The sequence below is a fragment of the Mycobacteroides sp. H003 genome (assembly GCF_001440135.1).
GTDB classification, from domain to species: domain Bacteria; phylum Actinomycetota; class Actinomycetes; order Mycobacteriales; family Mycobacteriaceae; genus Mycobacterium; species Mycobacterium gwanakae.
Window position 1 is genome coordinate 18,509 of the sequence record NZ_LJYL01000021.1, and the last position, 18,244, is coordinate 36,752.

Here is an 18,244-nt window from a genome sequence, read left to right on the forward strand (position 1 = left end):
CCGTGATGGGAGAATTAGACGGAATGCAGATTTCTCTGGGGGAGGGATGGGTAGTTCAGTGTGTACGTTGCTGCCACACGGGGGTGGCGACCGATGAGCCGCGACACTGGTCGCAGGCGGCCTAAGCACGCACTACCCAAATCAAATAACCGCTGGTCAATAAGTAAAACTGCGGCTGGTCGAGCAGTCTTCGCTCTGCTGGCGTGCGCCAGCCTGGTGGTAACCGGCGCCGGTTGGCAGGTGTTTTACAAGGCGTTCAGTCATGTCCCCACTTCGGGTGCGGAGGCCGAAGGAGGCAAGTCCAGCGACGGCTCGATGAACATGCTGCTCATCGGTCTGGATTCGCGGAAGGATCAGGACGGAAACGACCTGCCGAAGGCGGTCCTGAGCCAGCTGCATGCCGGTGATTCGGATGCCGGCGGCTACAACACCAACACCCTGATCCTCGTGCACGTCGGCGCGGACAACAAGGTCACCGCGTTCTCGATTCCTCGCGACGACTGGGTCCCGGCCGAGGGCATACCCGGTTACAAGCACATCAAGATCAAGGAAGCCTATGGCCTGACCAAGGCCAATGAGGCGGACAAGCTCGTCAACGAGGGCATCACCGATCAAGCGACGCTGGAGCAGCAGAGCCGTGAGGCAGGCAGGCGCGCCACCCTCAATGCCGTGCACCGGCTTACTGGTCAGCCCATCGACTACTTCGCCGAGGTCAACTTGGTCGGCTTCTACGACTTGGCCTCCGAGCTGGGTGGGGTCACCGTCTGCCTGAACAATGCCGTCTACGACAGCTATTCGGGTGCGAACTTCCAGGCCGGAGAACAAACCCTCAACGCCTCACAGGCCCTGGCGTTCGTGCGTCAACGCCACGGCCTGGAAAACGGTGACCTGGACCGAACCCATCGCCAGCAGGCCTTCCTGATCTCGGTGATGCAGCAGTTGCGCAATGCCGGCACCCTCACCGACATCACCAAACTGAACGGTCTGATGAACGTCGTCCACAAGGACGTTGTGCTGTCAAAGGGCTGGACCGAGAAGCAGTTCCAGCGCATAGGACAGATCGCGGACGGCAACGTGAACTTCCAGACGCTGCCGGTGGTGCGGTACGACACCATCAACGGTGCCGACGTGAACATCGTCGACCCGGTGGCGATCCGGGCCAAGGTGGCCGCCGCGTTCAAGGGGGAGGACGCCGCGCCCGCGTCCGCTCCCGCGACACCCACGAGCACCGTCGACGTGGTGAATGCCACCTCGACGTCGGGTCTGGCATCAACGATTTCGTCGGCACTGGTGAGCCGCGGTTACACCAAGGGTGACGTGCGGGATCCGGAAAGCGGCGAATCGACCAGTACCACCATCGATTACGGCGCAGGTGCCGATGCCGACGCCAAGACCATGTCCACAATGTTGGGCATTGATGTGAAGCCCAGTGCGGATCCCGCGTTGGCGCCCGGACGAATTCGGGTCATGCTGGGAGACGGATACTCTGCGCCGTCCGATGTCTTGAGTGCCGAAGACAGTGGCACCGCGAGTTCGATGGCCGGCTCGTTGAGTTCGGAGGACTACGCACCGCCGGACTCGGGTAAGCCGGTTGTTGGCAGCAGTGGCATTCCCTGCGTGAACTAGTGCCCGGTGCGCCGGAACGGCTCTGCCGCGTCACCCTCAATTAGCACTGTGAAGTCTGTGTAGCTCGCCGACACGCCGAGCGAGGTCGGCCATCCTATAGTGACCTGCGCTTACCGTTGAATCGTGATTGACATGCACCCCTCAGGCCCGCTGCCTTCGGAGATCTATTGGCGGCGCCGCGCCCTCGCGATCGGTGTGGCGGTGGTTGTTGTCGCCATCGTCGCCGCGGTGATCTTCGCGCTGGTCGGTGGCAGTGCAGGAGCCGACACCAAGGCCGCGGATCAGCCTGCTGAAGCGACGGCACCCGCCGGTAAGCCGGTCATTCTGCCGCCCAACGAGATCCAGAAGCCGACCGACAAGCCCGTGGATGCGCCGGTCCACGACGGACCGCCAATCGCCAAGCCCGAATTGGTGCCGCCAGTGGCGTTGAACGCCGGCGATGACTGCCCCGACGCGACGCTCGCGGTGAAGGCCTCCACCGACAAGCCCAGCTATCTGGCCGGCGAGCAGCCCAAGTTCACCATGGTGGTCACCAATATCGGCCTGGTGCAGTGCAAACGAGATGTGGGTGCCGCTGTGCTGGCCGCTTCGGTGTTCAGTGTGGACAACAAGCGGATCTGGGCCAACCTGGATTGCGCTCCGTCGCAAGAGAACTCCATCAAGACCTTCAACCCAGGCGAGCAGGTGACCACCGAGGTCACCTGGACCGGAATGGGTTCCGCGCCCAACTGCCCGCTGCCTCGCCCGGCCATCGGCCCGGGGACCTACTCGCTGGTGGTTCAGCTCGGAGATCTGCGCAGCGCGCCAGTGCCCTTCATCATCGGTGAGAAGCCTGCCGATGCACCGCCGCCGGCAGCACCACCGGCCTAACCGGTTTGTTCGGTAAGAGTCGATTCGGCCAGACGGGACAGTCCTTCACGGATGTGCCGGGCCCACATGGCCCCGATTCCCTCCACCGACTGTAGATCGGTCGCGCTGGCGGCCAGGAGTCCCTGTAGCGACCCGAAGGCCCTGACCAGCCTGTCGATATGTGCGAACTGCAGTCGGGGGATGTGCGTCATGGCCCGGTAACCGCGGGAACTCATCGCGGTGTCCTGGGCTTCGACGGTCGATGGGTATCCGAATGTGCGCGACAGCACCGTCAGGTCCAACAGATCGGTATCCGAGAGCGCGTCCAGATCTTCAAGTGTCGACGCGATCTGCGCCTGAGTCGGTGGCTCGGGGTTGGCGTGATAATCCCGCACCAGTAGTTCGCGTTCGGTGTCGTTATCGCCGACGAGCTCGCCGATCTGCAGTTTGAGCTGACGTCCGTCGGTGCCGAGCTCGATGACATCGAGTTCGATGTCCTGGCTGATCCGGCGCACCAGTTCCAGCCGCTGCGCCACGGTCATGACGTCGCGCAGGGTCACGAAGTCCTCGATCTCCGCGGTGGACAACGACGAGGTCACCTCGTCCAGTCGTGTCTTGTAGCGCTCGAGGGTGGATACCGCCTGGTTGACCCGGGACATGACGGTCGCCGAATCCATGACCACGTGCCGGATGCCGGCGGTGTACACGCTCACGATGTTCATTGAATGGCTCACCGAGACAACGGGATAATCCGTCTGGATGGCTGTTCGCTCTGCGGACCGGTGCCGGGTACCGGACTCTTCGGTCGGGATGGACGGGTCGGGGACCAGCTGCACGTTGGCGCGAACGATGCGCGATCCGTCCGTGGACAGCACCACGGCACCGTCCATTTTGGACAGCTCGCGAAGTCGGGTCGGGGCGAAAGCGACATCGAGTGAGAAACCGCCGTCGCAGATGCTCTCGACCTTGTCGTCGTAGCCCAGGACAATCAGCGCCCCGGTGCGACCACGAAGAATGCGTTCCAGCCCGTCGCGCAGGGGTGTGCCCGGCGCCAACCGGGCCAGGGTCTCCCGCATTCTTGCGTTGGCTTCCGCGTTGTCCATCGCGCCCCTCCCTCTCCAGGCTCGGTTCGCCGCAGTTAGATTACGTGGTCATGTCGACGTGGACGTTGCCCGAGGGGCTAGAGCCGGTTAGCCGCGGCCCGGAAGCCCCCGCTCCGGGAGCAGCGCTGAACCCGGGCTGGCCCCGCAGGTTCAGTTACCCGGGGTCCGAGGAGGACCTGTGGGGCACGCGGTTCTTCGCCGCTGACGGTGCCGGTGTTACCGGCCAGTTCGAGGTTCTCCCGGAGCTAGAGGGCGGACCCGGCGTCATCCACGGCGGTGTGATGGCGGCGATCTTTGATGAGTTGCAGGGCGTGCTGGGCATCGTGACGCAGTTGATCGCTGTCACTGCGCATTTGGAGATCGACTACCGCAGGCCCATTCCCGTTGGGGCAATGGTAGACCTGGCCGCTGCGGTGGAGGGCAGGGCCGGACGCAAGCTGTACACGACGGCCAGTGCGCGAATCGACGGTGAGCTGGTGGCTAGTTCACAGGGGATCTTCGTGATCATCGACCCGGATGCGCACTACGGTGAAGGAGCCTCGCGGACGCTCGGCATCAGTCCGTAGATTGTTGTGCCAGGCGTAGACTCGGGCGCTTTTCCGGCTCGATCCGGCGTGCCTCGGAGAGCACTTCAAGGGCCCTGCCGACCGTGGGGCAGCGCAGCAGGTGCATACCTGCCGGATGCAGGTCGTCCCCCTCGGGCGGAATGACCGCATGGGTGTAGCCGAGCCGCGCGGCCTCGGCGATGCGCTTACCCACGGCAGCGGTGCGCCGGATATCGCCCGCCAGCCCCACCTCACCGATGAACACCATGTTGGCCGGCAATGCGATGTCGGTGTACGCCGAGGCCACCGCCATCAGGATGGCCAAATCCGACGACGGGTCGGTCATGCGCATGCCGCCCACCGTTGCCATGTAAATATCGTTATTGCCCAAGGGGATTCGTCCATGGCGTTCCAGTACGGCGGTGACCATCGCCGAACGTGCATGATCGAGTCCGCTCACCGCACGCCGCGGTGACGGGTTGGTGGAAGTGGTTACGAGAGACTGAACCTCGCCGAGCAGGGGGCGCTTACCGTCGAGGGTGACCGTCACCGCCGTTCCGGGAGCGGCCTTCTCGCGATGTTCCAAGAACAACCCGGAAGGATCGGATACACATTCGATCCCTCTGTCGCGCAACTGAAAACATCCGACCTCATCGGCGGCGCCAAATCGGTTCTTGACTCCACGGACCATGCGCAACGCCGTGTGCTTGTCGCCCTCGAAGTGCAACACCACGTCGACCAGGTGTTCCAGAGATCGCGGCCCGGCGATCGCACCGTCCTTGGTGACATGGCCGACCAGCACCATCGCCACCCCCGAAGACTTCGCCGCCATGGTCAACGCCGTCGTCACCGCTCGCACCTGGGTAACACCACCGGTCACGCCGTCGGCATCGGTGGTGGACATGGTCTGCACCGAATCGATAATTGCCAGTGTGGGTTTGACCGCCTCGATATGCCCCAGCACGCTGTGTAGATCGGATTCGGAGGCCAGATACACCTCGTCGTGCGCGCATCCGGTGCGTTCGGCCCGAAGCCGAACCTGGGCGGCCGACTCCTCGCCGCTGATGTAGAGCGCACGTCCGCCAGAGGCCGCCCATTGGTGGACGACCTTCAGCAGCAGCGTCGATTTGCCGACGCCCGGCTCACCGGCGAGGAGATTCACCGAGCCGGGGATGACGCCGCCACCCAGCACCCTGTCGAGCTCGGAGACACCGGTGGGCTGGTGCTTGGTGGTGTCGGTGGGGATGCTGGTGATGGGTACCGCTGCCGAGGCGGGAGCGACGGCGCGCACCGCGCCGAGTCCGCCGATGGAGGACAGCACGGCGGTTTCACTCACGCTGCCCCAGGTGCCGCAATCGGGGCAGCGGCCCACCCATTTGGCGGTGGTGTGCTGGCATTCAGAACACCTGAACTGCGCGCGGGGTTTGGCCACACCGCGACGTTAGCCGTCGGGTGTGACAAATCCGGGGATGTGGGCCGGGGCGAGTGATTTCCCGGGTGCGCCTCCTGTTGTCACAGCGTATTCACACACAAATGTGCACTTGTTTCAAGGGGATTGCATGACTTGATCGCGGCAAACCATTGCCCGGCAAGTGCACTGATTGCCCCGATCGATAGGTGCTATGAACTGCGGTAATAGTTCAGTTTTGGGAGCGCCCCGGCGCATAGGTTGTGGCTTAAGGCACCCTGCCGTACTGTATTCAGTATACAAACGTTAACCGAAATGGAGTCGAGCATGTCCCTCAATGTTCAGACCTTGACCTCTTCTCGGCTTGCGCGTCGGATACTGACCTCTTCGTTCGTCAAGGCCGCTACAACTCCGCATGGTGTGGACCGCTACTTCGAAATGATCGACCCGCTGTGGTCCACGACCGAGACCCGCGCAGAGGTGACCGACGTCGTCCGGAAGACCAAGGACAGCGTCACCTTGACCTTGCGTCCCAATGCCAACTGGAAGGGCTTCCGGGCCGGACAGTTCGTCAAGCTCTCGGTTGAGATCGACGGTGTCCGCCGCACCCGTTGCTACTCGCCGGCGAACTCGCAGTTCCGTCGTGACGGCCAGATCGAGCTCACCGTCAAAGTAGACCCGAACGGCCTTGTTTCGCCCTGGCTGCTGGCCAACGCCAAGTCAGGCTTGGTCGTACAGATCTCGGCCGCGCAAGGCGAGTTCTGCCTGCCGCTGCCGCATCCGCGAAGCATCCTGTTCATCAGCGGTGGTTCGGGAATCACGCCGGTGATGTCGATGCTGCGCACACTCACCGATAAGGCGTACATCGGGAAGATCACCTTCCTGCACTACGCGTTCACCAAGGACGACGTGATCTACCAGGCGGAAATCGATGAGATCAAGGCCAAGTACGAAGGCGTCAGGATTGTCCGTGCGTATACCGAAGCGTCGGACGGAGACCTCGAGGGCTACTTCTGCAAGGAGCACCTGCTCGCCGCTGACCGCCACTACGCAGAAGCCGAAACATACCTGTGCGGCCCGATGCCGCTGATGAACGCGGTCCGTGAGATCTTCGATGCCGAGGGTCTCGCGCACAAGCTCCACCTCGAGCAGTTCGCCGCCCCGATTCGGACCGTCAGCACCGACGATGCCGAAGGCGACCTCACCTTCTCCGAGTCGAACCTGGCTGTCGCCAACAACGGCCAGACGATCCTCGAGCAGGCTGAGGCCGCGGGCCTGACTCCGGAGTACGGCTGCCGCATCGGCATCTGCTTCACGTGTGTTCGCAAGAAGGACAGCGGAACAACGCAGAACGTTCTCAACGGCGACCTCTGCAGCGACCCTGACACCAACGTCAAGCTCTGCATCAACAAACCCGTTGGCGATGTCGTCATCGCCCTCTGAGCAACGCCGAGCCAGCCTCCACCACAGCCCCGAAGGAGACACGAAATGACTACTTTCGCACCTGCCAACAAGCAGAAGAACCAGAAGAAGCCGACCACGTACGCACCCCCGGCCAGGCCGAACGACCTCAAGAAACTGCCGTCCGAGCAGATCGAAGAGTTCGGCAAGGAAATGGACGCCCTGCGTGCCCGCATCGTCGCCGACCTCGGCGAAAAGGATGCCAACTACATCCGTGACATCGTGAGCAAGCAGAAGAAGCTTGAGGTCGCCGGCCGCGCGCTGCTGTGGGCGGGCTGGTTCCCGCCGGCTTGGTTGGGAGGAGTCGTAGCGCTTTCCCTCTCCAAGATCATCGACAACATGGAGATCGGGCACAACGTCATGCATGGCCAGTACGACTGGATGCAGGACCCGGCTCTCACGTCCAAGAACTTCGACTGGGACAACACCATCCACGCCGACAGCTGGCTGTACACGCACAACTACGTGCACCACACCTTCACCAACATCGTCGGCAAGGACCACGACGCCGAGGGGTACGGCGTCATGCGCATGACCGAGGAGCAGCCGTGGCACCCGATCTGGCTGCTCAACCCCGTCTTCTGCGCCACCCTGCAGATCTTCTTCCAGTGGGGAACCGCGCTCCAGGAGCTCGAGTCGGAGAAGTTCTTCAAGGGCGAGAAGTCGTGGTCCGACATGAAGGAAGGGCTTGCCAGGTTCCGTGCGAAGGCCGGCAAGCAGGCGCTCAAGGACTACGTCATCTTCCCGCTGCTCTCGGGCCCGGGCGCGCCGTTTACCTTCCTCGGGAACATGATGGCCAACCTGGTCCGCAACCTCTGGGCATCGTCGGTGATCTGGTGCGGTCACTTCCCCGAAGAGGTTCAGACGTTCTCAATCGAAGAGACCGAGGATGAGAGCCATGCCGCCTGGTACTACCGCCAGATCCTTGGCTCGGCCAACTTCACCGGTTGGAAGGGCATCGACATCCTGTCGGGCAACCTGAGCTATCAGATCGAGCACCACCTGTTCCCCGACCTCCCCGCATACCGCTATGCGGAGATTGCGGTGGAGGTCCGCGCGATATGCGAGAAATACGGCATCGCTTACCACGAGGCTTCGATGGCGAAGCAGCTGGGAAGTGTCTACAAGAAGGTGTTCAAGCTTTCGTTCCCGGACAACTTCTTCCAGAAGTCGCCGATTGCAACGGTTGCAGACATCATCACCTTCCCTGTGCGGATGGTGAGGCGCCAGTTTCGGGCCGCTGCCTGAGCATTGCCACAAGCCAGCCTCCCAACGGCTGGCTTGTGGGGGCGGAGACGAAGTGCCAGTGCGGAATTGAAGCTTCGGTGGGACGTGCTTAGTCAGGCGGCAGTGGGACGATGCGGTCCTGACAATTCACGGTCTTCTCGCCGTCGTTGGACAAGACGGTCTGCCCGTCCACCAGAATCCGGCAATAGATGTGCCCCGAGCCCCAGATCGCCGTCACCTGCTTGACAGTGTCCTGGTACGGCCAGGCCACCGTCACCGACCATGGCAGCTTGACGTCGCTGACGGACTGAGGCGTTCCGTTGTGGCCGCCGTAGCTGATGGTGCCGGCCTCGGGTGCCTTGCCGGCCGCCCACACCAGGTAGGTCACCTTGGGGGGCGCAGCCTGCGCGGTCCCGGGGAGGGCCAGGCCAACGACTGCGGTTGCCGCGGTTACCGCTGCCAGGGTTCGCTTCACGATGTCCTCCCGGTTCAGGCTTTGGGCCGGAAGTTATCACGACGGCCGCGGGCAATGGGCCGATTCGTCACACGGCGGGCGTCACTGATCGCGGCTGCATGGGTCGCCGGGCACCTTGCTCAAGATGCCCACGATGGAGCCTGAGTTTCCGCGCTGGCAATGCTCGCGGGGCACGCCGTCGGTGGCGTAGCTGCAGGTGGCCAGCTCCACGCGATCATCCTCGTCGACCACCTGGCCGTCGATGAGGATCTGGCAGAAGATGCGCGGACCATCTCCGGTGTTGTACCCGGTGACATTGATCAGGGGGTGCTTGGTGTCATCGGTCCAGGTGATGTCCTTGCCCCATGGCAACTGCGGATTCATCGCACCGCGGCGGCCGCCGTCGGCATCGTTGTAGCCGATGGTTGCCGCGACCAGTGGGCCGTATTCCGCCCAGACTCGGTACGTCACCGTTTTGGGCGCCGCGTGTGCGGCAGGAGCGGTCAGCACCGCGCCCATCGTGGCCACCGCCGCCATGCAGGTGAAGAGCCGTTTCATGGGCGCAAGCTAACACGAAAAAAGCGAGGGCCCGAGACGGCAGATCGCCGTTCCGGGCCCTCGCTGTGCGACTGTGTTAGTGTCCGCCGCCCTCGTGGCCTTCCTCATTGGCGGTGTGCTGGCGAGGTGCACTCGGACCGGCGTCGATGGGCACCGCGACGGTGACCTCTCCGGCCTTCTCGAAGGTGAAGGTGAATCGGTACGTGAGGCCGTCGGCCAGATCCTTCGTCAGTTGTAGCTGAGCCTTGCCGTGCTTGATCGTCGGGTCAGAGGCGGCCTGCGGCTTGGGCTCTGGTGCCTTGACCTCCGTCGTGGCGGCTCCGGGCTCGGTGGAGACGGTGGCACCGTGCTCCCCGTTGCTGCCTTCTGCGCCGGCGGCCTCGGGTCCCTTGGCCTCGGATGCGGGCTCCTGGCCTTCGGCGGCCCCGACGAACAGACGGCCGGTCGCCGGGATCTCGCTGTCGCCGCTCAGGGTCACCTTGCCGATGTCGTCCGGAGAGGAAACTGCGGTGAGCTTGTCGTTGACATCCGCTGATTCATTCGTGATGACCAGAACCAGCTCGGCCTTCTGCCCGGCACGCTGCTTCACCGGGTCCGGGGTGCCGACGAGATGGATGTTGCGCAACGCCAGCTTGCCGAGGTTGGCACTGCCGCCGTTGATCGCCGAGGACTGGTTCGCTGTCTGCGAGATCTGCCCCGAGCCGCAGCCGGTGAGGGCAGTCGCGAGAACCGCGGCGCCAAGAAGTGTCGTCACGCGAGCGGTGCTGCGATGGGACCGAGTGCGAAACACAGGCATCTCCCTGATTCGAAAGCGGCTCCGGATAGTCCGAAATCCACCTGCGGCCGATATGTCCTATAGACAGTAGTAGGTGCCTGGCGACGACGAAAACGGCGGGGCACCCGGGATGAGTCACTCGCGTGAAGACCGTCCAGATCCGTCCGGATCCGGTGTCCCAGGCTGGCATCGGGGAACCGATGTGACCTGGATTACCGCTTGTGAGGGCTGGTTTATGGGTCGGCGGACGCCGCCGCTGAGGGGCGCTGGATGCACGAAAACGTCACCATGTCAACCCCGAGGGTTCACCTGCAGTGCCCCTGACCTGCACCGTTGGTGCACACGTCGAGATACCCCGTGATAGAATTGGGTATCGAAAGGGGCACGAAACAAGATGATATTTAAGGTCGGAGACACCGTTGTGTATCCACATCACGGTGCAGCGCTGATCGAAGCGATCGAGACCCGAACCATCAAAGGCGAGCAGAAAGAGTATCTCGTCCTGAAGGTTGCCCAGGGCGATTTGACTGTTCGTGTGCCTGCAGAGAATGCCGAGTACGTCGGCGTCCGTGACGTGGTGGGCCGCGAGGGTCTGGACACGGTCTTCCAGGTGCTGCGTGCACCGCACACCGAAGAGCCGACCAACTGGTCCCGTCGATTCAAGGCCAACCAGGAGAAGCTGGCTTCCGGCGACGTGAAGAAGGTCGCCGAGGTCGTGCGTGACCTGTGGCGCCGCGAGCAGGAGCGTGGCCTGTCCGCAGGCGAGAAGCGCATGCTGGCCAAGGCTCGTCAGATCTTGGTCGGTGAGCTGGCGCTTGCGGAGAACACCAATGCCGCCAAGGCCGACACCATTCTTGACGAGGTGCTCGCAGCTGCCTCGTAGGACGGCGGCGATTGTCCCGGCCGCCGGTCTCGGTGTGCGGCTGGGTGCAGACATTCCGAAAGCCTTCGTCACTGTTGGTGGCCGGACAATGCTCGAACGTTGTGTCGATGGTCTGTTGTCTTCCGGGGCCGTCGACGAGGTAGTCGTCGTAGTCGGCGCCGAGCAGCTGAAGAAAGCTGCGGCCCTGCTGGGCCCGGCGGCCACACTTGTGCCGGGCGGCGCAGAACGCACCGATTCGGTACGTGCCGGGCTGGCAGCGGTGAATGCGGCCGACTGGATTCTTGTTCACGATGCAGCGCGTCCGTTGACCCCTCCGGACATGATCGCCCGCATCGTCGCGGAGCTGAAAGGCGGCCGTCGCGCGGTTATCCCGGCGATAGCCGTCACGGACACCATCAAATCGGTCAATGCGGCCGGCGATGTGAGCGGCACACCCGATCGGGCCGGCCTGCGCGCCGTGCAGACGCCGCAGGGGTTCGCCGCAGACCTGCTGAGGCGCGCGTACGCGGCCGCGGGGGATGTCGCCACCGATGATGCCGCACTCGTCGAGCAGATGGGTGAGAGCGTGCACGTCGTGGACGGTGACCGGCTGGCCTTCAAGATCACCACGGCGCTGGACATGACGCTGGCGGAGGCGATTCTGAGCAGGGAGGTAGCTCAATGAGCGCATTGCCCCGGGTGGGCATCGGCACCGACGTACACCCGATAGAGGTGGGTAAGCAATGCTGGTTGCTGGGGCTTTTGTTCCCCGATGCGGATGGCTGCGAGGGACATTCGGACGGTGACGTCGCCGCCCACGCGCTGTGCGATGCGCTGCTTTCGGCGGCCGGACTGGGCGATGTGGGTGCGGTGTTCGGAACCGGCCAGCCAGAATGGTCGGGTGTCAGCGGGGCGAAGATGCTGACCCACGTGCGGGAGCTGCTGCACGACAGCGGTTTCCAGATTGGTAACGCCGCAGTTCAGGTCATCGGGAATCGCCCGAAGATCGGGCCGCGCCGGGCCGAGGCCCAGGAGCTACTGTCGGGCCTCCTCGGAGCACCGGTTTCGGTTTCGGCGACCACAACCGACGGGCTGGGTCTGACCGGACGTGGCGAGGGCTTGGCCGCGGTGGCAACGGCGCTCGTCACAGCGCTGTAAGCTCGCTGGTCGTGACCGGTCACGCTCCGCTTCGGCTGTACGACACCCGTGTGGGTGCCGTGCGTGACTTCGTGCCTTTGCAGCCCGGGTCCGTCTCCATCTACCTGTGCGGGGCAACTGTGCAGGGTCTGCCCCATATTGGGCACGTCCGCAGCGGCGTCGCGTTCGATGTGCTGCGTCGCTGGCTCACCGCCCGCGCCTATGACGTCCTGTTCGTTCGCAATGTGACCGATATCGACGACAAGATCCTGAACAAGGCGGCCGATGCCGGTCGGCCATGGTGGGAGTGGGCGGCCACCTATGAGCGCGCTTTCGACCAGGCCTACGACGCGCTCGGAGTGCTGCCTCCTTCGGTGTCCCCACGGGCGACGGGCCATATCACCCAGATGGTCGAGCTGATCGAGCGTCTCATCGACACCGGGCATGCTTACGCCAGTGGCGGCGACGTCTACTTCGATGTGCTGAGCTATCCGGAGTACGGGCAACTGTCTGGGCACAAGATCGACGATGTGCACCAGGGCGAGGGTGTCGCGACCGGCAAGCGTGACCCGCGGGACTTCACCCTGTGGAAGGGCGCCAAGCCCGGTGAGCCGTCGTGGCCCACTCCGTGGGGACCCGGACGACCGGGCTGGCACACCGAGTGCGTGGCGATGTGCGAGTCATATCTGGGCCCGGAGTTCGATATTCACGCGGGCGGCATGGATCTGATCTTCCCGCATCACGAGAACGAGATTGCGCAGAGCCGTGCTGCCGGCGACGGATTCGCACGCTACTGGCTGCACAACGGCTGGGTCACCATGGGTGGCGAGAAGATGAGCAAGTCGTTGGGCAATGTTTTGTCCATTCCGGCTGTGCTGCAACGAGTCCGGGCTGTCGAGCTGCGCTACTACCTCGGTAGCGCGCACTACCGCTCCATGCTCGAATACTCCGAGACCGCGCTCGCGGACGCGGTCAAGGCCTACTGCGGTATCGAAGACTTCCTGCACCGGGTGCGGATCCGGGTCGGCGACGTCCCGGTGGGTACCTGGACTCCTGGCTTCGCAGCGGCTCTGGATGACGACCTGTCGGTGCCGATCGCGTTGGCAGAGGTGCATTCCACGCGCGCGGACGGAAACCGGGCACTGGATGCCGGTGACCACGAGGGCGCGCTATCGGCGGCGTCGAGCGTCCGCGCCATGATGTCGATTCTCGGATGTGACCCGCTCAACGAGCGCTGGGAGACGCGTGACGAGACGTCCGCCGCACTGAATGCCGTCGACGTGCTGGTGACGGCCGAGCTAGAGCGGCGGGGAACAGCTCGGGCAGAGAAGGATTGGGCACTCGCAGACGAGATCCGGGACCGGCTCAAGCGGGCGGGCCTGGAGATCACCGATACCGCAGACGGCCCTCAGTGGTCCCTTACGAGTAGTGACGAAGAGTAGCAATGGCAGGAAATTCCCAGCGCCGCGGCGCGGTACGTAAGCCCGGCACCAAGAAGGGGCCCACCGTCGGCTCCGGCGGTGTACGCCGACGGGGCCTGGAGGGCAAGGGCGCGACACCTCCGGCCGAACAGCGGACGAAGCATCCAGCTGCCAAACGTGCTGCTGTGCAACGGAAGATCACCGATGCCAAGCAGCGTCGGCTGAAGCAGGGCGACGAGTCCGAGATGGTGCTGGGACGCAACCCGGTGCTCGAATGCCTGCGCACGGGTGTGCCGGCAACGGCGTTATATGTCGCCGTCGGCGCCGACAACGACGAGCGACTCACCGAATCCGTGTCGCTGGCGGCCGATGCCGGTATCGCGATCCTGGAAGTGCCGCGGCCCGACCTGGACCGCATGAGCACCAACGGGTTGCACCAGGGGCTTGCCCTGCAGGTCCCTCCGTATCGATACGCCCATCCCGACGATCTGCTGGCCCGCGCGCGTGCGGAGGCGCAGCCCGCACTATTGGTGGCACTGGACAACATCTCGGACCCGCGCAATCTGGGCGCCATCGTGCGCTCCGTGGCTGCCTTCGGGGGGCACGGGGTTGTCATTCCGCAGCGGCGAAGTGCATCGGTCACCGCTGTTGCATGGCGAACCAGCGCTGGTGCGGCGGCGCGCCTTCCGGTCGCGCGCGCCACGAATCTGACACGCACACTCAAGGATTGGCAGGACAAGGGTCTCACCATTGTCGGACTTGACGCCGGCGGAGATACCGAGCTCGATGACCTCGACGGCGCGGGCGATATCGCTGTGGTCGTTGGATCAGAGGGCAAGGGTCTGTCCCAGCTGGTCCGTAAGACCTGCGACGCGGTGGTGTCGATCCCCATGGCCGGGCCGGTCGAATCGCTGAACGCGTCGGTGGCCGCCGGCGTGGTGCTCGCGGAGATCGCGCGCCAGCGGCGCTGATTGCTTCGTGCCGTGAAGGCATCTGTGTACGGAAGATGGCTGTTTGGTGTACGCGAATGCCTTCCCGGTGCGAGTGGCATAGCCTCATCGCCATGAAGCGCTTGGCTGCCGTTCTCGCAGTTACCCTGGCACTGACGTCCTGTGGCAATAAGGACGCGGCGTCTTTTGATCTGCAGGCGCACCGGGGCGGGCGCGGTGAAACCACCGAAGAATCATTGCGCGCCTTCGCGAAAGCACTTGAACTCGGGGTGAGCACTCTCGAGCTCGACGTCGTCATCTCCAAGGACCACAAACCCATGGTCTGGCACGATCCGGTGATCGATTCCGCGAAATGCTCAGATACTGCCCCGGTGACACCGGGTGACCCACAGTTCCCTTATGTCGGAAAGCTGGTGAAAGACCTGACTTCCGATCAGTTGCGCACCCTGGACTGCGGCAAGCTGCTCAAGGATTTTCCACAGGCAGAGGTAGTGAAGAACGACAGGATTGCTTTGCTACCCGAGGTTTTCGCCCTCGCGGATTCCTATCATGCCGATGTGCGGTACAACATCGAGACGAAGGTGGAGGCCGCCGAACCTCAGAAATCGGCGGAACCGCAGGTGTTTGTCGACGTCATTCTCGGGGCTATTCGGGCGGCGGGCAAGGTCGACAAAGCCGAAATTCAGAGCTTCGACTGGCGCACGCTGCCGATGACCAAGCGAGCCGAACCGGGTATCCCACTTGTCGCGCTCTGGGACGAGACCACCTGGTATCCGGGCTCGCCGTGGCTCGGTGGAGTGGATCCCGCGGTCGTCAAGGATCCGATTGACGGGGCCAAGCAGATAGGTGCCACCATCTTGTCACCGGGATACACCGTGCCCTATGGAGGCAAGGTGGGTGATCCGGGTTTCACGCTGGTCGCCGACAAGAAGTTCGTCGAGAAGGCACACGCTTTGGGGCTCAAGGTTATTCCGTGGACCATCAACGACGCCGAGACCATGAAGGCGCAGATCGACGCCGGTGCCGACGGGATAATCAGCGACTATCCGACGATCCTGCGGAAGGTGTTGGCAGAGAAGGGTTTGGCGCTGCCACCGGCCTATCACCGATGATCTCGAACACGTTGGTGCAGTTCAGTTGCTCGCATACCGTACTGAATAGGTTCCGTACACCTCGAACGCCAGGGGGTCTCCGGTGATCGACCTGCAAATCACTCCGAAGGGCGCCTTCTCAACCTTTTCGCGGCCATAGCCGCTGGGCAGCGGGACCTCCTGTGAGCCTTCGGCGCGGTCCTTGCCGTCGATGTCCATCTCGTCACCCCAGCAGCGGAAGAAGAGTTCGGTCATGATCACATCCTGCTCCGCGGCCTCGAGGGCACCCACATGTGCGTACCCGAGGTTGCCCACAGTGTGTCCGTCCGTGATGTTCGCACGTGGCCGGTCGAATGTCTGAAGCACTCGCGGGTCATGGCCCGAATCCCAGCAGCCCGTTTGAAACTTGAAATGTATTTCACCGGAGGTGGATTCGTCCGCGTCGTTGGTCACGTGAACCCTGTCGAAGGTGACGGTTACTTCCCTGAGATCCGTGCGCAGTTGTCGCACATCCCAATCCCACCTGCCGTCCTCGGTCATCACGACGAAAAGCACGTCATAAAGATTTCCCGGTGAGAGAACGCCGATGATCGACGATCCTGGCCCAGGGTCCGAATAGGCCTGTGAAACCGCGAACGGAAGCATGGAGGGCTTCTCCGGGCTCCAACCGCTGCTTGCCAACTTGCCGGGGAATTGCGGGAGTCCATTGAGGGAGGGGGGAGCGGCCTTACCTTGTTCCTGTTTGTAGACAAACACCGCGGCGCGCGCCGGTTCGGAAGTCTGAACATACGCACCCAGGTAGGTGCCGCCGATCACAGGGCGGACAAACGTGATGAGGTCGGTCCTTTTCATGGCACACACCGCCGCGATGGTGATGCTGTCCTTGAACTCGACGTGCCGACGCCACTTGTCACGGTTACGTAAGATTAGTGCGGAGTACGTTTCTCCCGCCTTGATGTCGACCTCCATGTCGTACCACTCATCGAGCGGACCGTCCTCGGCGAAGGCTTTATGCGTGAAAGCCGCTGCGCCGGGCAGCTTCTCCATCAACTCTTCGCCCAAGAGCATGAAGCGAAAGCGGAGTTGAGCGCTTACCCTGCCGTCGGCGTCACAATCGGCAAAGAAGATCGGCTGATTCTCGTCCACGTTGTCCAGTAAGAATCGTTTCTCCATGGCACTGATCACTTTCTAGGGTGCTTATGTGGGGCTGGTGAGTATTTGGCGCATGATTCTGCCGCCGAGCCGGACAGCCACTGAACGTGGCAGCACGCGGAACGCTATGTCCGCCAATTTATTTGTGGCCCCGGGAATCACAAGAGCCTTCTTTCCGAGTCCATCCAGCGCAGCCTGGACGACCGGTTCCGGACCGGTGACCGATAGCTGGGTGTTTGTCACATCGACTGGGGAGTCTCGAATCATGGGTGTGTCGACCATGCCCGGCGCCAGCACGGTGACATCGACACCTGTACCGGCGAGCTCGGTGTGCAGGGATTGACCGAAGGAACTGACGAATGCCTTTGACGCCGAGTAGGTGGCCTCATACGGAACCGGATGTTGACCGGCCAGTGAGGCTACGAGGATGATCCCGCCCCGGCGTCTTCGCACCAGAATGCTGCAGAAGTGATGGGCCAGCTGCATGGGTCGCAGCGCATTGAGCAGCACCAGGTTGGTCTGGGTGTCACATGGTTCGTCAAGGAATGGTCCGATGACGAGCACGCCCGCGTTCAGTACGACCAGGCCGATATCCAGTGCCTCGGTGGCTCTCGCCAACTCGGCGACGGCGCTCTCGGAAACCAGGTCAAGGGCGATGACCTTCACGTCGATACCGGCCGATTCGGCGAGGACTGACGCCAGGTCCTTGAGTTTCTCGTCCCGACGCGCAACCAGCACCAGATTCAGCCCGCGCTGTGCCAGCTGACGGGCGAACTCCTCGCCGATCCCCGCTGAGGCCCCGGTGACGAGTGCGTAGGACCCGTACTGAGCCGAGAAGACGCTCATGACCTCATGATCGCACCGAAGGACCTTTTCAGCGGCGGTTTTACCGCCACCGCTAAACGAACGGGGCCAGCTCGATTCCGTTGGCTGTCAGCGCCGCGCGCACGGTCCGTGCGATTGTCACGGCGTCCGGGGAATCGCCGTGTACGCATATCGATTCGGCAGTTTTGCTCAGGGCGGGAATGCGCGCCGCGACCGCAGCGGGATCGTGCAACACCGCCCCCGGTTCGCCGCGCGGTACCAGGGTGCCGTCCTCTCGGTAGGCCCGGTCGGCGAAGGCCTCGGTCACCACGCGCAACCCCAATTCGCGCGCACGGTCCCCGAACGCACTGTGCGGCAGTGTCAGCACCGGAAAGGCGGCGTTCACGTCGCGTACCGCACGCGCAACCGCGTCCGCTTGCACCTCATGATGAACAATTGTGTTGTACAGCGCGCCATGCGGTTTCACATAGGCCACGGACGACCCGACCGTGCGGGCCAACGCATCCAATGCGCCGATCTGGTACACCACGTCGGCGTAGAGGTCGTCTGCGGCGACATCGATGAACCGGCGGCCAAAGCCCGCCAGATCACGGTAGCCGACCTGCGCGCCGATGCGGATACCCCGAGCGGCAGCGGCGCGGCAGGTGCGGTGCAATGTCGCAGGATCGCCCGCATGGAAGCCACAGGCGAGGTTTGCGCTTGTGACCACATCGAGCATCGCCTCATCGTCGCCCAGGCGCCAGGCACCGAATCCTTCACCAAGGTCGGCATTCAGGTCGATGCGCGTCACCGTGCGAGCC

19 protein-coding genes are annotated in these 18,244 nt (G+C 63.4%); 11 read left to right on the forward strand and 8 right to left on the reverse strand.

Translation table 11 applies throughout. From position 1 onward, the window contains the following. Positions 1 to 93: 93 nt before the first annotated feature. Complete coding sequence (locus AOT87_RS15310; RefSeq protein WP_030095798.1) at positions 94 to 1,626, forward strand: LCP family protein; 1,533 nt, start codon at positions 94 to 96, stop codon at positions 1,624 to 1,626. A 126-nt stretch (positions 1,627 to 1,752) separates the two neighbouring features. Then, positions 1,753 to 2,496 (forward strand): hypothetical protein, encoded by a 744-nt coding sequence (locus tag AOT87_RS15315; protein ID WP_030095797.1) that lies wholly within the window; start codon positions 1,753 to 1,755, stop codon positions 2,494 to 2,496. Here AOT87_RS15315 and disA read toward each other — a convergent pair. After that, positions 2,493 to 3,578 carry a DNA integrity scanning diadenylate cyclase DisA gene (disA, locus tag AOT87_RS15320; protein ID WP_044104838.1) on the reverse strand — a complete coding sequence of 362 codons (1,086 nt, stop codon included), beginning with the start codon at positions 3,576 to 3,578 and terminating at the stop codon, positions 2,493 to 2,495. The two genes, AOT87_RS15315 and disA, sit on opposite strands and share 4 nt — an antisense overlap. Positions 3,579 to 3,628: 50 nt before the next feature. Here disA and AOT87_RS15325 point away from each other — a divergent pair, with 50 nt between their 5' ends. After that, positions 3,629 to 4,144, forward strand: coding sequence for a PaaI family thioesterase (locus AOT87_RS15325; protein ID WP_101312842.1), 516 nt, complete (start codon positions 3,629 to 3,631; stop codon positions 4,142 to 4,144). Here the strand turns inward: AOT87_RS15325 and radA are convergent. Further along, the gene (gene radA, locus AOT87_RS15330) at positions 4,134 to 5,555 is read right to left on the reverse strand and encodes a DNA repair protein RadA (RefSeq protein WP_057967916.1); all 1,422 of its coding nucleotides are present in this window, start codon (positions 5,553 to 5,555) and stop codon (positions 4,134 to 4,136) included. The genes AOT87_RS15325 and radA overlap by 11 nt on opposite strands. Positions 5,556 to 5,858: 303 nt before the next feature. Between radA and AOT87_RS15335 the strand changes: the two genes are divergently transcribed. Together AOT87_RS15335 and AOT87_RS15340 are read left to right on the forward strand one after the other, a co-directional pair. After that, positions 5,859 to 6,974, forward strand: a complete 1,116-nt coding sequence (locus AOT87_RS15335) for a ferredoxin reductase (RefSeq protein WP_057967924.1) — start codon at positions 5,859 to 5,861, stop codon at positions 6,972 to 6,974. 171 nt (positions 6,975 to 7,145) lie between these two features. Next, positions 7,146 to 8,240 carry an acyl-CoA desaturase gene (locus AOT87_RS15340; protein ID WP_234795838.1) on the forward strand — a complete coding sequence of 365 codons (1,095 nt, stop codon included), beginning with the start codon at positions 7,146 to 7,148 and terminating at the stop codon, positions 8,238 to 8,240. A gap of 88 nt (positions 8,241 to 8,328) precedes the next feature. Here the strand turns inward: AOT87_RS15340 and AOT87_RS15345 are convergent, their stop codons facing one another. The 3 genes from AOT87_RS15345 to AOT87_RS15355 form a co-directional block, all read right to left on the reverse strand. Further along, complete coding sequence (locus AOT87_RS15345; RefSeq protein WP_057967914.1) at positions 8,329 to 8,694, reverse strand: MmpS family transport accessory protein; 366 nt, start codon at positions 8,692 to 8,694, stop codon at positions 8,329 to 8,331. Positions 8,695 to 8,775: 81 nt separating this feature from the next. Next, positions 8,776 to 9,231 (reverse strand): MmpS family transport accessory protein, encoded by a 456-nt coding sequence (locus AOT87_RS15350; RefSeq protein ID WP_057967913.1) that lies wholly within the window; start codon positions 9,229 to 9,231, stop codon positions 8,776 to 8,778. 76 nt (positions 9,232 to 9,307) lie between these two features. Next, a complete protein-coding gene (locus tag AOT87_RS15355; RefSeq protein WP_030095789.1) occupies positions 9,308 to 10,021 on the reverse strand; it encodes a hypothetical protein in 714 nt (237 codons plus the stop codon). A gap of 379 nt (positions 10,022 to 10,400) precedes the next feature. Between AOT87_RS15355 and AOT87_RS15360 the strand changes: the two genes are divergently transcribed. From AOT87_RS15360 to AOT87_RS15385, 6 genes are all read left to right on the forward strand, one after another. Further along, entirely contained in the window at positions 10,401 to 10,889 is a 489-nt protein-coding gene (locus AOT87_RS15360) for a CarD family transcriptional regulator (protein WP_005064991.1), read from the forward strand. Then, complete coding sequence (ispD, locus tag AOT87_RS15365) at positions 10,837 to 11,553, forward strand: 2-C-methyl-D-erythritol 4-phosphate cytidylyltransferase (protein ID WP_081349431.1); 717 nt, start codon at positions 10,837 to 10,839, stop codon at positions 11,551 to 11,553. The genes AOT87_RS15360 and ispD overlap by 53 nt, the downstream gene beginning before the upstream one ends. Next, positions 11,550 to 12,026: a 2-C-methyl-D-erythritol 2,4-cyclodiphosphate synthase gene (gene ispF / locus AOT87_RS15370; RefSeq protein ID WP_057967911.1), complete on the forward strand. Its 477-nt coding sequence runs from the start codon at positions 11,550 to 11,552 to the stop codon at positions 12,024 to 12,026. The genes ispD and ispF overlap by 4 nt, the downstream gene beginning before the upstream one ends. Before the next feature lie 11 nt (positions 12,027 to 12,037). Continuing rightward, positions 12,038 to 13,447: a cysteine--tRNA ligase gene (cysS, locus tag AOT87_RS15375; protein ID WP_030095786.1), complete on the forward strand. Its 1,410-nt coding sequence runs from the start codon at positions 12,038 to 12,040 to the stop codon at positions 13,445 to 13,447. Between the two features lie 2 nt (positions 13,448 to 13,449). Then, complete coding sequence (rlmB, locus tag AOT87_RS15380; protein WP_030095785.1) at positions 13,450 to 14,397, forward strand: 23S rRNA (guanosine(2251)-2'-O)-methyltransferase RlmB; 948 nt, start codon at positions 13,450 to 13,452, stop codon at positions 14,395 to 14,397. A gap of 92 nt (positions 14,398 to 14,489) precedes the next feature. Next, positions 14,490 to 15,488 (forward strand): glycerophosphodiester phosphodiesterase family protein, encoded by a 999-nt coding sequence (locus tag AOT87_RS15385; protein WP_057967910.1) that lies wholly within the window; start codon positions 14,490 to 14,492, stop codon positions 15,486 to 15,488. A gap of 21 nt (positions 15,489 to 15,509) precedes the next feature. On the opposite strand, the gene AOT87_RS15390 is transcribed toward AOT87_RS15385, so the two are convergent. The 3 genes from AOT87_RS15390 to AOT87_RS15400 are packed head-to-tail and all read right to left on the reverse strand — an operon-like array spanning position 15,510 to position 18,234. Next, the gene (locus tag AOT87_RS15390) at positions 15,510 to 16,640 is read right to left on the reverse strand and encodes a hypothetical protein (RefSeq protein WP_057969482.1); all 1,131 of its coding nucleotides are present in this window, start codon (positions 16,638 to 16,640) and stop codon (positions 15,510 to 15,512) included. A 24-nt stretch (positions 16,641 to 16,664) separates the two neighbouring features. After that, positions 16,665 to 17,465, reverse strand: coding sequence for an SDR family oxidoreductase (locus AOT87_RS15395; RefSeq protein WP_057969481.1), 801 nt, complete (start codon positions 17,463 to 17,465; stop codon positions 16,665 to 16,667). 52 nt (positions 17,466 to 17,517) lie between these two features. Continuing rightward, complete coding sequence (locus AOT87_RS15400) at positions 17,518 to 18,234, reverse strand: 5-oxoprolinase subunit PxpA (protein WP_057967119.1); 717 nt, start codon at positions 18,232 to 18,234, stop codon at positions 17,518 to 17,520. Positions 18,235 to 18,244: the final 10 nt, after the last annotated feature.

Coding starts and splice junctions, on each gene's coding strand:
- AOT87_RS15310 (WP_030095798.1), top strand. CDS start 94: ATGAGCCGCGACACTGGTCGCAGGCGGCCTAAGCACGCACTACCCAAA.
- disA (WP_044104838.1), bottom strand. CDS start 3,578: ATGGACAACGCGGAAGCCAACGCAAGAATGCGGGAGACCCTGGCCCGG.
- AOT87_RS15325 (WP_101312842.1), top strand. CDS start 3,629: ATGTCGACGTGGACGTTGCCCGAGGGGCTAGAGCCGGTTAGCCGCGGC.
- AOT87_RS15335 (WP_057967924.1), top strand. CDS start 5,859: ATGTCCCTCAATGTTCAGACCTTGACCTCTTCTCGGCTTGCGCGTCGG.
- AOT87_RS15340 (WP_234795838.1), top strand. CDS start 7,146: ATGGACGCCCTGCGTGCCCGCATCGTCGCCGACCTCGGCGAAAAGGAT.
- AOT87_RS15350 (WP_057967913.1), bottom strand. CDS start 9,231: ATGAAACGGCTCTTCACCTGCATGGCGGCGGTGGCCACGATGGGCGCG.
- AOT87_RS15360 (WP_005064991.1), top strand. CDS start 10,401: ATGATATTTAAGGTCGGAGACACCGTTGTGTATCCACATCACGGTGCA.
- ispD (WP_081349431.1), top strand. CDS start 10,837: ATGCCGCCAAGGCCGACACCATTCTTGACGAGGTGCTCGCAGCTGCCT.
- ispF (WP_057967911.1), top strand. CDS start 11,550: ATGAGCGCATTGCCCCGGGTGGGCATCGGCACCGACGTACACCCGATA.
- rlmB (WP_030095785.1), top strand. CDS start 13,450: ATGGCAGGAAATTCCCAGCGCCGCGGCGCGGTACGTAAGCCCGGCACC.
- AOT87_RS15385 (WP_057967910.1), top strand. CDS start 14,490: ATGAAGCGCTTGGCTGCCGTTCTCGCAGTTACCCTGGCACTGACGTCC.
- AOT87_RS15390 (WP_057969482.1), bottom strand. CDS start 16,640: ATGGAGAAACGATTCTTACTGGACAACGTGGACGAGAATCAGCCGATC.
- AOT87_RS15395 (WP_057969481.1), bottom strand. CDS start 17,465: ATGAGCGTCTTCTCGGCTCAGTACGGGTCCTACGCACTCGTCACCGGG.